We start from the raw sequence: 13,074 nt of genomic DNA on the forward strand, positions 1-13,074 counted from the left end.
TTGTTGTCCGGATGGGTAGGAGGGCTGGTAGTCTTTGGTTTGTATTCATGCGCCAGGTTTTTATGTTTGTCTCCTGGGGGCGGTAAAAAGTTGTGGGGCGACTGCTGACTGAGACATCAGCTTTTTTTTGCAGGGGTATTCATGAAGATTTTACCCGCTTCGATGATTGATTTTTCAGGAGTGGTGGGCGGTACCCATCCGAGGAGATCTCGGCATTTGGAAGAGTCAATTTCCAAAGATTCGCAAAGCTGTGTATAGAGGTTCGGCCTGCGTAGCAATTGAGTCAACGCCTTTAATGCAGGTGCAGGAATGGGTAAGAACACCACTCGTCGTCCCATGCCAATGGCCAAAGACTGAGTGATTTCCTTAATGGAAAGACTTGACCCATCAGATACCAAAAATATCTGATTACCAGCCTTTGGGTGCTCAATGCACAGGCAGATGAAGTCAATCAGGTTTTCCAGCGCAACCATACTTCTGCTGTTATTGATTAAGCCTAGCGGGAGCGGCATGCCTAACTTCACAAGTTTCAGTAAGCGTTGAAAGTTTCCCGGTGCATGGGCAGCATATACGAGCGGTGGGCGTATGATGATTACTTCCATTTCGCTATTTTCGACGATTTGTAATAACCCGATTTCAGCCTCTCTTTTTGAAACTGCGTAATCGCTGTGAGGGGCAGGCTGGGAGTCATCCGAGAAAGGTTTATCAGATGTATAAGCCCCGTTCACTCCAATTGAGCTGATAAAAATGAAGCGCTTAACGCCCATGGCCTCGGCTTGCCTGGCCAAGTTGAGTGTGGCTTCGGTATTGGTTTCTCTGAACAGTTCAAGGGCGTTGCTTTCTTTTTTCAATACGTGTGCACGTCCCGCCGTGTGAATCACGCATTCAACCCCGGTCAGTGCTTCGCGCCACGCCGTATTCGAGTTGAAATCGCCAACGTTGAAAGCTTGGCAGGATGTCTCGGTGGGGAAGTGGCCGGATCGTGTTGCGACGACTGTTGAGTAATTTGTTAGTTTGAGTAACCGCTTTAAAAGTTCTGAACCGACAAAGCCCGTTGCTCCCGTAAGTAATACTTTATTCATATCTTAAGCTCGAGGTAGGGCGCCGTGGTCGACGGGGTTGAATAGATGGGAGTTGGCAATGTTTTGTAACGCTCATGGCAAGTTTACATGTTGTAACGTCAGTTTTTTTGACGTAATCCAATTTTCATCTAGTTTCAGAAAGGCAGCTTCGGAAAGCTGCTTTCTCTTATTGATTTCATGGAGCGTCACCCATGCAAAACATGTATATATCTTCCTTGATCTTTGCCTTTCTCGCCACTCTCTCTGCAGCCAGCACTGCAGCCCCCTCCGTAAAGCCCCAAGCGGTAGCGCCTGTCGAAGCGCAGATGACCCAAGTCGAGCAATCCACCAAGGTCAACGTCAACTCCGCCGACGCCGAAACCCTGCGTCGTGACCTCTTCGGTATCGGGGCCGCTAAAGCCAAGGCGATCGTGGCCTACCGCGAGAGCAACGGCCCGTTCACGTCGGTGGATGAATTGCTGGAAGTAAAGGGTATCGGCAAGGCATTGCTGGAGAAGAATCGTGACAGGGTGGTGATCAACTAAGCCACTTGAGAGGCCGGTCATTGGCCGGCCTTTTCGTCCTCCCGGATCTTGGCCTTCAGGGTCTCTCGCACCACATCCATTATCCGCAGTGCCATTCCTGGATCTTCGACGCTCCGCGCCAACACCAGCGCTCCCACCAATGTTGACATCATTACCAGGCCAGAGGCATCGCCCCGACCGTCTTCTAACACCGCTTCAATCTGGTTCAGGCGTGCGCTCAGTACCGAGTCGGTAGTCGCGCTGTGCTGCCCACGCAACCCTAGCTCGGGAGACATGGTCGTCAGCGGGCACCCTTCGCCCGGTGAAGTCTGGTGCCACTCCGACAGGTAACTGTCTATGAACGCCTCCAGCGGCTGTTCCTGGCTGAACAGCATTTCGCAGTGGGCATCCAGCTCCGCCGCCGCAGCCTGCAGGGCTTTTTCAATCAGTTCGTCCTTGGACTTGAAGTGTGCGTAGAACCCGCCATGGGTCAGCTTCAACGCCTTCATCAGCGGCTGCAAGCCGGTGGCGCCGATGCCGTCGCGGCGAAAGCGTACGGAGGCTTCTTTGATAATGCGCTGGTGGGTCTGGGCTTTGTGGTCTTGTGAATAGCGCATGGGAAGGCCTCGGTTACATGCTGGCATGTTAACCACATTGAACGTGATTACACATGGCTCCTTGGAGTGAAACCTTGGCACGGAAAGTGATTACGTCTACGCATGAGATTGTTCAACAATCGTGAGGAAGTGATGACGCTCAGCCTGTCTTTAGCCGATCAGATTGCCCTGGAGTTGCGCGCCGACATCATCGGCGGGCGGCTGTTGCCGGGGATGGCGTTGGTCGAGGTGGAGTTGGTCAAGGCCTATAACGCTTCGCGCAATACCATCCGTGAAGCCTTGCACCGTTTGGGGCAGGAGGGGCTGACCCGTTACGTACGCAACAAGGGGGTGATGGTCCGGCGGCTGGAGCGGGAGGAGGTGCGCGATTTGTTTGTGGTCCGTCGCCCCCTGGAGCTGCAGGCCATTGCCCAGAGTGGGGCGCTCACCCAGGACCAGTCCGAGCGCATGCAGAATGCCATTGATGCCACCACATTGGCCCGCGAGCGTGAAGATTGGCGTGCGGTGGCGACCCACAGCCTGGTGTTCCACCAGCAGATTGTCGGGTTGATGGGCAGCGCGTTGTTCGATGAGTTTTTCGCCCAGGTCATTGCGCAGTTGCGTCTGGTGTTTTGCGCAGCGCCCGACGAGCAACGCTTTCAGTCGCCCTGGCTGGAACGTGACCGTGAGATTTACCAACTGCTTTGCAAACAAGACAAACCGGCGGCGGGGGAGGCCATGAGCCTGTACCTGGAGGATTCGGAGCGTTTGTCGTTGGCCCTGTTTGACCACCCCTGATCGAGGATCCGCATCATGTACAAAGACTACCCAGCTGCTTACCAGGTCAGTAAAGGCTCGGCGTTGCAGGTCGACACTGCGTTTTACAGCCGTATTCGCGATCAAAAACACCAGCGCACGCTGATTGAGCAGTTCGAGGTGCCGATTCGCACGGGCAGGGCGTGGAAGGTTCCCGCCGGGCACGTGTTCCGTGTTACCACGCCGGTCGGTCCGCAGGTGGGCGACTTTAACATTTGGAATGCCAACGATCCTCGCGAACGCCTTTGGGCGGCGCGCACTCGCCAGTTGCAGGGCGCGCATGTCAGTACTCATGACCGGTTGTGGTCGAACCTGCCATTTCTAAGGCCCCTGGTCACAATCACCGATGACAGCCTGGCCGGTTACGGCATCGATGAGCACGGCGGTCGCCTCCACGATTTGCTCGGTACGCGCTGTGATCCCTATGTGAACCGCATGCTCACCGGCGAGGACTTTCACCACCATTGCCACTCCAACCTCACCCGTGCGGTATTGCCCCATGGCCTGACGGAATTCGACGTGCATGACGTGTTGAATATTTTCCAGTGCACCGGCCTCAACCATGACGACATGTATTTCATGAAGGCTTGCCCGGCGCAGAAGGGCGATTACCTGGAGTTTTTTGCCGAGATTGATGTGTTGTGCGCGCTGTCGACGTGCCCGGGCGGCGATCTGTCGCTGCCGATGTGGGGGCCGGATGCGCAGGACCCGCTGACGGTGTGTCGGCCGTTGGGGGTGGAGATCTATAAGCTGGAGGAGGGGTTGCTGGAAGGCTGGAGCCAGCCGGAGCGTGCTGCCTATAAGGGGCAGCACGGGTTGCAGATTGCCAAGGCGGACTGGGAATAAAAGCGCCTAGCGATCCTGCGCATCCTTGGCATCCGCCTGAGCGTTGCGCTCGGCTACGCGCTTGCGTTGTTCGTCGGTGAGTTCCACCTTGTTGGCGCTGTCGCGCAGCATCATCAACCCGCCGACGATCGACCCGATCGCGACTACCATAATCAACCACGCATACCACGGCATAAGGCTCTCCTTGAGGCAGACTACCGTGGGAGAGTTTTCCCACGGTAATAACGGCTTTGAGTAACAGGCTTTCTTAGTAGTTCAGTGTAGGCCTGTTCCGCCTCATTAACCTTAGAGCCCGGTCAACATCGCATCCGCCGGTGCATCGGCGCGGTCTTGCCCGGTCAGTTGGAAGTAGATGAAGCCCACCGCCATAAAACCCAGGAAAATCAACCCGATCAGCGCGTTGAACCAGGCCATGGCCACCAGGCACACCACCGCCAGCACCAGGGCGATGCCCGGTACGATCGGGTAGCCCGGCGCGCGGAAAGTGCGCTCCAACAGCGGTTCGGTCTTACGCAGTTTGAACAGGCTGAGCATGCTCATGATGTACATCACGATGGCGCCGAATACCGCCATGGTGATCATCGCTGCGGTCAGCGTCATGCCGCCCAGGTTGATCAGGCCGTCGCTGTAGATGGCGGCGATGCCGACCACGCCGCCGGCGAGGATTGCCCGGTGGGGTGTCTGAAAACGCGACAATTTGGCCAGGAAAGACGGCAGGTAGCCGGCGCGGGCCAGGGCGAAGAATTGCCGTGAGTAGCCGAGGATAATCCCGTGGAAGCTCGCGACCAGGCCGAACAGGCCGATCCACACCAGCATGTGCAGCCAGCCGGAGCTGTCGCCCACCACGGTTTTCATCGCCTGTGGCAATGGGTCGTTGATATTCGACAGGGTGCGCCAGTCGCCTACGCCGCCGGCGAAGAACATCACGCCCATGGCCAGGATCACCAGGGTCAGGATGCCGCTGATGTAGGCTTTTGGAATGGTGCGCTTGGGATCTTTCGCTTCCTCAGCCGCCATGGCCGCGCCTTCGATGGCGAGGAAGAACCAGATGGCAAAGGGAATCGCCGCAAACATCCCGGCAATCGCCGGGGCGCCGAAGGTGTCGGAGCCGGCCCAGCCGTTCAGGGCGAAGTTGCTGAAGCTGAACGCGGGGGCGACCACGCCCATGAATACCAGCAATTCGGCGACGGCGAGTACACACACCACCAACTCGAAGGTGGCGGCGAGTTTCACGCCGAGGATGTTCAGGCCCATGAACACGATGTACGCGCCGACGGCCGCGTGTTTCGGGTCGAGTGCCGGGAACTGCACATTCAGGTAAGCGCCGATGGCCAGGGCGATGGCCGGTGGCGCGAATACGAATTCGATCAAGGTGGCGAGGCCGGCAATCAAGCCGCCTTTCTCACCAAAGGCGCGACGGCTGTAGGCAAAGGGGCCGCCGGCGTGAGGAATGGCGGTAGTCAACTCGGTGAAACTGAAGATAAAGCAGGTGTACATGGCGGCGACCATCAATGAGGTCACCAGGAAGCCCAATGTGCCGGCGACGCCCCAGCCGTAGCTCCAGCCGAAGTATTCGCCGGAAATGACCAGGCCGACTGCAATGCCCCATAAATGCAGAGTGCCTAGGGTGGGTTTGAGTTGTGTGTTCATTGTGCTGCTCCCTGAACGGTTTGGAATGATTCAAGGTGTTGCAGCGGCCATGCCAGGCTGAGAATGATTGTCGTAAAGCGGCGCAACTGTCGCGTGGGGGATGGTTTGGCGTTTGAAATTTTACAGCGCTGCACCAGTTGAGTGCGGCGGTGCCTGGGCTTGCGCTATCGGGGGCTTGCCCCCGATGAGGCCCTCCCAATCACCACAAATCCCTCTGTAACCTGCGCATAAACCCACTCTTTACGCCGTCTTTACGCCCCGCCCTCACCCTCGCTCTCGTTCCTTTACGCCACTCCTGCCGACAATTGCCCCACACGCGGCACTCGCCGCTAAACGGAGAGACTTCCATGAGCGTTCTGGACGGGGTGTCACTGCTATTGGCCGTGGCGCTGTTCATTTATCTGCTGGTTGCGCTGTTACGCGCGGATCGGAACTAGGAGCGGGTTATGCACAGTTATGACTATTGGCTGATCATCGCCTTCTTCGCCGTGGTGCTGGTGCCGGCGCCGTTCCTGGGGCGGTTCTACTACAAGGTGATGGAAGGCCAGCGCACCTGGCTGAGCCCGGTGCTGGGGCCGGTCGAAAATGCCTGCTATCGCTTGTCGGGCGTGGATAAGGATCAGGAGCAGAGCTGGCAGAAATACATGCTGGCCTTGCTCGCCTTCAACCTCGCCGGTTTTGTGCTGTTGTTCGCGATCCTGTTGTTCCAGGACTACCTCCCACTCAATCCGCAGAAATTACCGGGCCAGGAATGGACGCTGGCCTTCAACACCGCGGTCAGTTTCATGACCAACACCAACTGGCAGTCCTACAGCGGTGAGGCGTCCCTGAGCTACCTCAGCCAGATGGTGGGCCTGACCGTGCAGAACTTCGTCAGCGCCGCCACCGGCCTTGCAGTCCTGGTCGCGCTTTGCCGTGGGATCGGTCGCAAATCCACCAAGACGCTGGGCAACTTTTGGGTCGATATGACCCGCGCCACCCTCTACGGCCTGCTGCCGTTGTGCCTGGTGCTGGCGTTGTTCCTGGTGTGGCAGGGCGTGCCGCAGACCTTCGCGCATTATGTGGATGCGGTAACGATGCAAGGCGTGGATCAGGTGATCCCCCTGGGCCCGGCGGCCAGCCAGATTGCGATCAAGCAACTGGGCACCAACGGCGGTGGCTTCTTCGGCGTCAACTCGGCGCACCCGTTTGAAGACCCGACGGCCTGGGCCAACCTGTTCGAGCTGGCGGCGATCATTCTGATCCCGGTGGCGCTGGTGTTTACCTTTGGCCACTACGTCAAAGACCTGCGCCAGAGCCGCGCGATCCTCGGTTGCATGCTGGCGCTGTTCTTGATCGGCGGCGCGACCTCGCTGTGGGCCGAATACCAGCCCAACCCGACGCTGAACAACCCGGCGGTGGAGCAGACCGCCCCGCTGGAAGGCAAGGAAGCGCGGTTTGGCACCACCGGCACGGTGCTGTGGTCGGTGACTACTACTGCGGCGTCGAACGGTTCGGTCAACGGCATGCAGGACAGCCTCAACCCCCTCAGTGGCATGGTTGCGATGGTCAACATGATGGTTGGCGAAGTGATCTTCGGCGGCGTCGGCGCGGGCATGTACGGCATGTTGCTCAATGTGCTGATCGCGGTGTTCCTCGCCGGTTTGATGATCGGCCGCACCCCGGAATACCTCGGCAAGAAACTCCAGGCCAAGGAAGTGCAATTGCTGGTGGTGACCCTGCTGGTGATGCCGGTAGGCGTGCTGGTACTCGGCGCCATCGCGGCGAGCCTGCCGGGCCCGGCCGGTGCCATCAGCAACCCAGGCCCCCACGGCTTCAGCCAGTTGCTGTACGCCTACACCTCGGCCAGCGCCAACAACGGCTCGGCGTTTGGCGGTTTCAGCGCCAATACCCCGTTCCACAACTTGATGCTTGGCCTGGGTATGTTGATCGGCCGCTTCGGCTACATCCTCCCGGTACTGGCCCTGGCCGGCAGCCTGGCGATGAAGAAGACCGCACCGATTGGCCAGAACAGCTTCCCGACCCATGGCCCGCTGTTCGTGACCCTGTTGACCGTGACCATTTTGCTGGTGGGCGGCCTGACTTTCCTGCCAACGCTGGCGTTAGGCCCCATCGCTGAACACTTGAGCATGGGCTTCTAAAAAAGGGATATGAAAATGAATATGCCTGCAAAAAATGCTGCTCCCGTGAACACCCAGGAACCGCCAAAAACTGCGATCTCCGCCCTGTGGCGCCCGGCACTGGTCCAGGCCTTCGTCAAGCTCGACCCGCGCCAGCTGCAACGCTCGCCGGTGATGCTGGTGGTCGAGCTGACCGCGATCCTCACCACCGTGCTGTGCTTCGTGCCCGACACCGCCGTGCCGACCTTCGTGGCCGTGCAAATCGCCGTATGGCTATGGTTCACCGTGCTGTTCGCCAACTTCGCCGAGGCCTTGGCCGAAGGTCGTGGCAAGGCCCGCGCCGACAGCCTCAAGGCTGGCAGCGAAGGCCTCAGCGCACTGCGCAAGGAAGCCGACGGCAGCTTCAAGGTCGTGCCGGCCACCAGCCTGCGCAAAGGCGATGTGGTACGCGTTGCCGCCGGGGAAATGATCCCCGGTGACGGCGAAGTCATCGAGGGTATTGCGGCGGTCAACGAAGCGGCGATCACCGGCGAATCCGCACCGGTGATCCGCGAGTCCGGCGGCGACCGCTCGGCCGTCACCGGCAACACACGCCTAGTGTCGGACTGGCTGTTGGTGCGCATCACCGTCAACCCGGGCGAGTCCACACTGGACCGCATGATCGCGTTGGTCGAAGGCGCCAACCGCCAGAAAACCCCCAACGAAGTCGCGCTGGATATCCTGCTGATCGGCCTGACCTTGATCTTCCTGTTGGTGGTGGTGACCTTGCAGCCGTTTGCCCATTTTGCGAATGGCAGCTTGCCGCTGGTGTTCCTGGTCGCACTGCTGGTGACGCTGATTCCTACAACCATTGGCGGTTTGCTCTCGGCGATTGGCATCGCCGGCATGGACCGTCTGGTGCGCCTCAATGTGATCGCCAAGTCCGGCCGCGCGGTGGAAGCGGCGGGGGATGTGCACGTATTGTTGCTGGACAAGACCGGCACCATCACCTTCGGTAACCGCCGCTGTTCGGCGGTGGTCGCGGCGCCTGGCGTCAGCGGTCGGGAAGTGGCGGAGGGCGCGTTGTTCGCCTCCCTGGCGGATGACACTGCGGAAGGTAAATCCATCGTCGAATACCTGCGCGCCTTGCATCCTCAGGCCGAGCCGTCGCTGGATGAGCTGACCGCCGTGCCGTTCAGCGCCGAAACCCGTTTATCCGGCGTCGACTACCAAGGCCGCGTGTTCCGTAAAGGCGCGGTGGATTCGCTGCTGGCGTTTATCGGCCAACAACGCCGCGACCTGCAACCTGCGCTGTCGCGGGAAATCGACAAGATCGCCCAAAGCGGCGGCACCCCGTTGCTGGTGTGCGCCGATGGCAAGTTGCTCGGTGCGATCCATCTGAAAGACGTGGTCAAGCCCGGCATCCGCGAGCGTTTCGCCGAGCTGCGCAAGCTGGGGATTCGCACCGTGATGGTTACCGGCGACAACCCGCTGACCGCCGCCGCGATTGCCGCCGAAGCCGGTGTAGACGACGTGCTGGCCGAAGCCACACCGGAGAAAAAACTCGCGCGCATCCGCCACGAGCAAAACGACGGCCGCCTGGTGGCCATGTGTGGCGACGGCGCCAACGACGCGCCGGCGCTGGCCCAGGCCGACGTGGGCATGGCCATGAACGACGGCACCCAGGCCGCGCGTGAAGCGGCCAACATGGTCGACCTCGACAGCGACCCCACCAAGTTGCTGGACGTGGTGCAGATCGGCAAGGAACTGCTGGTGACGCGCGGCGCGCTGACCACCTTTTCCATTGCCAACGACGTGGCCAAGTACTTCGCGATTTTGCCGGCGCTGTTCGCCTCGATCTACCCACAACTCGGTGTGCTCAACGTGATGCACCTGCAGAGCCCGCAGAGCGCGATCCTGTCGGCCATCGTGTTCAACGCGCTGATCATTGTGGTGTTGATCCCGTTGGCCCTGCGCGGCGTGCGTGTGCAGGCGGCGAGTGCGGCGGCGTTGCTGCGGCGCAACCTGCTGATCTACGGGCTGGGCGGGATTCTGGTGCCGTTCGTGGGCATCAAGGCGATCGACATGCTGCTGACCGCGCTGCACCTGGTGTAAACCCAACTGAGTCGAGGAATCTGAAATGTCCACTATGATCCGCCCGGCCCTGAGCCTGCTGGTACTCATGACCCTGATCACCGGCGTCGTCTACCCACTGGTGGTCACCGGTGTCGCCCAAGTAGCCTTCCCCGAGCAGGCCAATGGCAGCCTGGTGCGCGACGCCAGCGGCAAGGTGCGCGGCTCCAGCCTGATCGCCCAGGACTTTACCGGCGACAGCTGGTTCCACCCACGCCCGTCGGCCGGCGCGTTTGCGACCGTCTCCAGCAGCGCCAGCAACCTTGGCCCGAGCAACCCGGCGCTGGCCGCCCGTGTGTTCGATGACGCGAACAAGCAGCTGGTACCTAGCCAGGGCCCGGTGCCGTTGGCCTCGCTGACTACCTCCGGCAGCGGTCTTGATCCACACTTGCCACCTTCGGCGATTGCCTATCAACTGGCGCGAGTGGCGGCGGCGCGGAATGTGCCGGTGTCGACCCTCCAGCGCTTGCTCGATGAGCACATCGAAAGCCCGCTGGTGGGCCCACCGGTGGTGAATGTGCTGGCGCTGAACATGGCCCTGGAAAAGTTGTAGGCAACATAGGCCTCATCGGGGGCAAGCCCCCTCCCACACTTGGCCTGCGTACACCGGTCGAAATGTGGGAGGGGGCTTGCCCCCGATGAGGCCCTAAAAGACTCTAAACAAACACCTGAAGGAACCCCCACGCATGAGCGACTCCGGCCGCGCCGATGCCCTGTTAGCCGACCTGCCACGCAACGGCCGTGGCCGGCTCAAAGTCTTCCTCGGCGCCGCCCCAGGTGTGGGCAAAACCTACGCCATGCTCCAGGCCGCCCACACCCAACTGCGCCAGGGCGTACGGCTGATCGCCGGCGTGGTCGAAACCCACGGCCGCGCCGAAACCGAAGCCTTGCTCGGCGGCCTGCCGCAGCAACCCTTAGTGCGCTGCGAATACCGCGGCGTGATGCTCGAAGAAATGGACCTCGACGGCCTGCTCGCCGCCAAGCCCCAGCTGGTGCTGGTCGACGAACTGGCCCACAGCAATGCCCCCGGCAGCCGTCATGAAAAGCGCTGGCAAGACATCCAGGAACTGCTCGCCGCCGGCATCAACGTGTTCACCACGGTTAACGTCCAGCACCTGGAAAGCCTCAATGACCAGGTGCGCGGCATCACCGGCGTGCACGTGCGCGAAACCCTGCCCGACTGGGTGCTGCAAGAGGCCGACGAACTGCTGCTGATCGACCTGCCCTCGCGCGAGCTGCTGGAGCGCCTGCGCGACGGCAAGGTGTATGTGCCCGAGCAGGCCCGCGCCGCCATCGATGCGTTTTTTACCCAGACCAACCTCATGGCCCTGCGCGAGCTGGCGATGCAAACCGCCGCCGCCCACGTCGATGACGACCTGGCCCAGGGCTATCGCCAACTCGGCCAGGCCGCGCCGGCGGTGCGCGGGCGCTTGCTGGTAGGCGTGGATGGCGATGCGCAAGCCGAACGTCTGGTGCGCCATGCCAGCCGCGTGGCCCAGCGTCGGCATTTACCGTGGAGCCTGGTGCATATCGATAACGGCCGCGCGCGCGATGAGCAAGCGCGGCTGCGCCTACAAAATGCCCAGCAACTGGCCGAGCGCCTGGGCGGGGAAGTGGTGCTGCTGCGCGCGGGGGAGGTGGCCAAGACCCTGATCCAGCACGCCGCCGAGCGCCGCGCCAGCCTGCTGCTGGTGGGGCAGTCGCGGATGCGCTGGCGGCGTCGTCTATTCGGTGGCGGCCTGGCCGCGCGGTTGTTGCGCAACGCGCGGGGCCTTGAAATCAACGTGCTCGACAGCGACGACATCCCCGCGCCGCCACGCCTGCCGGATGTGCGTGGGTTGGTGTGGTTCGACTACGCCTTGGCGGTGGTCGCCACTGTGTTCGCCGCCGCCGTGGCCTGGGCGGTGTCCAGTGTTTTACCGTTGCCGAATATCTCGCTGGTGTTTCTCGCCGCGGTGTTGCTGGTGGCGGTGCGCAGCAGCCTCGGTCCGTCGTTGGTGTGCGCGGCGCTGTCGTTCATGACCTATGACTTTCTGTTTATCCCGCCGAATTTTTCCTTCGCCATCCAGCGCGAAGAAGATGTTTTGACCTTGCTGTTCTTCCTGCTGATGGCGGCGCTTACCGGCAACCTGGCGGCACGTCAGCGCCGGCAGCTGCAGGCGTTGCGCGACACCCAGGAAGAGACCAGCGAACTGCTCGACCTGTCGCGCAAGCTCACCGCTGCTACCGATCGCCAGGCGGTGATCAGTGCGGCGGCCCATCACTTGGAAGGCTGGAGCGACCTGGACCTGTGCCTGGTCAATCGCGACGGCCAGGGCGGCTGGAAGGTCGAAACCGGCGGCCCGCTGACCCTTACCGAAGCCGAACGCGCCGCCGCTGATTGGGCCTGGCAGCATGATCAGCCGGCAGGGATGGGCACCGGCACCTTGCCGTTTGGCCGCTGGTGGTGGTGGCCACTGTCGGGTGAGGAGGGGCCGCTGGGCCTGCTCGGCGTAAGCGCCAAACCGGGCCGGGAATTGAGCGGCCAGCGCCGGCGCCTGCTGACCGCCTTGAGCCAGCCATTGGCCCAGGCCCTGGCGCGGGCACAGCTGGCGCAGGAGTTGGAATCGGCGCGCCTGCACGGCGAAACCGAGCAATTGCGCAGCGCCTTGCTGGCCTCGGTGTCCCATGACCTGCGCACGCCCTTGACCTCCATGCGCGGCAGCATCGACAGCCTGCTGGCGCTCGGTGAGGCCATCCCTCTGGAGGATCGCCGCGAGTTGCTCGAAGGCACCCGCGATGAAGCCGAGCGCCTCGACCGCTACATCCAGAACCTGCTCGACATGACCCGCCTCGGCCATGGCGCCCTGAAGCTGGCGCGCGACTGGGTGTCGCCGGGGGATATCGTCGGCAGCGCGCTCGGGCGCTTGCGTGCGGTGCTCGCGCCGTTGCAGGTAAGCACCGACGTGCCGGCGCAGTTGCCGTTGCTGTATGTGCACGCGGCGTTGATCGAACAGGCGCTGGTCAACGTGCTGGAAAACGCGGCGCGCTTTTCGCCGCCCCACGGCCGTTTGCAACTGAGCGCGGGGGTGTTGGATAACCAGCTGTTTTTCGCCGTGGCCGACGAGGGCCCGGGAATTCCCGAGGATGAGCGCGCGAAGATTTTCGACATGTTCTACACCGCCGCACGCGGCGACCGGGGCGGGCAGGGCACGGGGCTGGGCCTGGCGATCTGCCAGGGCATGGTCGGCGCCCACGGTGGGCATATCAGTGTGGCGGATGGCATAGAAGGGCGCGGCACCTGCATCAGCCTGTTTCTGCCATTACCCACGCAGCCTGGCCTGGAAGGTGAGGCGTGAGCTACCCTGTT

At 61.5% G+C, this 13,074-nt stretch carries 12 protein-coding genes; 8 read left to right on the forward strand and 4 right to left on the reverse strand.

Annotation, left to right across the window (positions count from 1 at the left end):
- Positions 1-116: 116 nt before the first annotated feature.
- On the reverse strand, positions 117-1,082 hold the full coding sequence (locus AC0IYH_RS11070; protein ID WP_471834318.1) for an NAD-dependent epimerase/dehydratase family protein: 966 nt from the start codon (positions 1,080-1,082) through the stop codon (positions 117-119).
- A gap of 191 nt (positions 1,083-1,273) precedes the next feature.
- Here AC0IYH_RS11070 and AC0IYH_RS11075 point away from each other — a divergent pair, with 191 nt between their 5' ends.
- Positions 1,274-1,606 (forward strand): ComEA family DNA-binding protein, encoded by a 333-nt coding sequence (locus AC0IYH_RS11075; RefSeq protein WP_471834320.1) that lies wholly within the window; start codon positions 1,274-1,276, stop codon positions 1,604-1,606.
- 17 nt (positions 1,607-1,623) lie between these two features.
- Here the strand turns inward: AC0IYH_RS11075 and AC0IYH_RS11080 are convergent, their stop codons facing one another.
- The gene (locus AC0IYH_RS11080; protein ID WP_471834322.1) at positions 1,624-2,202 is read right to left on the reverse strand and encodes a TetR/AcrR family transcriptional regulator; all 579 of its coding nucleotides are present in this window, start codon (positions 2,200-2,202) and stop codon (positions 1,624-1,626) included.
- Positions 2,203-2,334: 132 nt separating this feature from the next.
- On the opposite strand from AC0IYH_RS11080, the gene AC0IYH_RS11085 reads away from it, so the two are divergent.
- Both AC0IYH_RS11085 and AC0IYH_RS11090 read left to right on the forward strand, forming a co-directional pair.
- Positions 2,335-2,979 carry a GntR family transcriptional regulator gene (locus tag AC0IYH_RS11085; RefSeq protein ID WP_471834428.1) on the forward strand — a complete coding sequence of 215 codons (645 nt, stop codon included), beginning with the start codon at positions 2,335-2,337 and terminating at the stop codon, positions 2,977-2,979.
- 15 nt (positions 2,980-2,994) lie between these two features.
- Complete coding sequence (locus tag AC0IYH_RS11090) at positions 2,995-3,843, forward strand: urea carboxylase-associated family protein (RefSeq protein ID WP_471834324.1); 849 nt, start codon at positions 2,995-2,997, stop codon at positions 3,841-3,843.
- A 6-nt stretch (positions 3,844-3,849) separates the two neighbouring features.
- Here AC0IYH_RS11090 and AC0IYH_RS11095 read toward each other — a convergent pair whose 3' ends face one another.
- Entirely contained in the window at positions 3,850-4,017 is a 168-nt protein-coding gene (locus AC0IYH_RS11095) for a DUF2897 family protein (protein ID WP_003172675.1), read from the reverse strand.
- A gap of 111 nt (positions 4,018-4,128) precedes the next feature.
- A complete protein-coding gene (gene eat, locus AC0IYH_RS11100) occupies positions 4,129-5,493 on the reverse strand; it encodes an ethanolamine permease (protein ID WP_122773038.1) in 1,365 nt (454 codons plus the stop codon).
- 347 nt (positions 5,494-5,840) lie between these two features.
- Between eat and kdpF the strand changes: the two genes are divergently transcribed.
- The 5 genes from kdpF (at position 5,841) to AC0IYH_RS11125 (ending at position 13,063) form a co-directional block, all read left to right on the forward strand.
- A complete protein-coding gene (gene kdpF / locus AC0IYH_RS11105) occupies positions 5,841-5,930 on the forward strand; it encodes a K(+)-transporting ATPase subunit F (RefSeq protein WP_003218754.1) in 90 nt (29 codons plus the stop codon).
- 9 nt (positions 5,931-5,939) lie between these two features.
- The gene (gene kdpA, locus AC0IYH_RS11110; RefSeq protein WP_471834327.1) at positions 5,940-7,634 is read left to right on the forward strand and encodes a potassium-transporting ATPase subunit KdpA; all 1,695 of its coding nucleotides are present in this window, start codon (positions 5,940-5,942) and stop codon (positions 7,632-7,634) included.
- Between the two features lie 15 nt (positions 7,635-7,649).
- A complete protein-coding gene (gene kdpB / locus AC0IYH_RS11115) occupies positions 7,650-9,707 on the forward strand; it encodes a potassium-transporting ATPase subunit KdpB (RefSeq protein ID WP_471834329.1) in 2,058 nt (685 codons plus the stop codon).
- A 25-nt stretch (positions 9,708-9,732) separates the two neighbouring features.
- A complete protein-coding gene (gene kdpC / locus AC0IYH_RS11120; RefSeq protein ID WP_471834331.1) occupies positions 9,733-10,278 on the forward strand; it encodes a potassium-transporting ATPase subunit KdpC in 546 nt (181 codons plus the stop codon).
- A gap of 133 nt (positions 10,279-10,411) precedes the next feature.
- The gene (locus tag AC0IYH_RS11125; protein WP_471834333.1) at positions 10,412-13,063 is read left to right on the forward strand and encodes a DUF4118 domain-containing protein; all 2,652 of its coding nucleotides are present in this window, start codon (positions 10,412-10,414) and stop codon (positions 13,061-13,063) included.
- The last annotated feature ends 11 nt before the right edge of the window (positions 13,064-13,074 follow it).

Source organism: Pseudomonas sp. AC463 (genome assembly GCF_979253585.1).

Bases quoted from the DNA above. Each gene is read 5' to 3' on its own strand.
- AC0IYH_RS11070 (WP_471834318.1), bottom strand. From the start codon at position 1,082: ATGAATAAAGTATTACTTACGGGAGCAACGGGCTTTGTCGGTTCAGAA.
- AC0IYH_RS11075 (WP_471834320.1), top strand. From the start codon at position 1,274: ATGCAAAACATGTATATATCTTCCTTGATCTTTGCCTTTCTCGCCACT.
- AC0IYH_RS11080 (WP_471834322.1), bottom strand. From the start codon at position 2,202: ATGCGCTATTCACAAGACCACAAAGCCCAGACCCACCAGCGCATTATC.
- AC0IYH_RS11085 (WP_471834428.1), top strand. From the start codon at position 2,335: ATGACGCTCAGCCTGTCTTTAGCCGATCAGATTGCCCTGGAGTTGCGC.
- AC0IYH_RS11090 (WP_471834324.1), top strand. From the start codon at position 2,995: ATGTACAAAGACTACCCAGCTGCTTACCAGGTCAGTAAAGGCTCGGCG.
- AC0IYH_RS11095 (WP_003172675.1), bottom strand. From the start codon at position 4,017: ATGCCGTGGTATGCGTGGTTGATTATGGTAGTCGCGATCGGGTCGATC.
- eat (WP_122773038.1), bottom strand. From the start codon at position 5,493: ATGAACACACAACTCAAACCCACCCTAGGCACTCTGCATTTATGGGGC.
- kdpF (WP_003218754.1), top strand. From the start codon at position 5,841: ATGAGCGTTCTGGACGGGGTGTCACTGCTATTGGCCGTGGCGCTGTTC.
- kdpA (WP_471834327.1), top strand. From the start codon at position 5,940: ATGCACAGTTATGACTATTGGCTGATCATCGCCTTCTTCGCCGTGGTG.
- kdpB (WP_471834329.1), top strand. From the start codon at position 7,650: ATGAATATGCCTGCAAAAAATGCTGCTCCCGTGAACACCCAGGAACCG.
- kdpC (WP_471834331.1), top strand. From the start codon at position 9,733: ATGTCCACTATGATCCGCCCGGCCCTGAGCCTGCTGGTACTCATGACC.
- AC0IYH_RS11125 (WP_471834333.1), top strand. From the start codon at position 10,412: ATGAGCGACTCCGGCCGCGCCGATGCCCTGTTAGCCGACCTGCCACGC.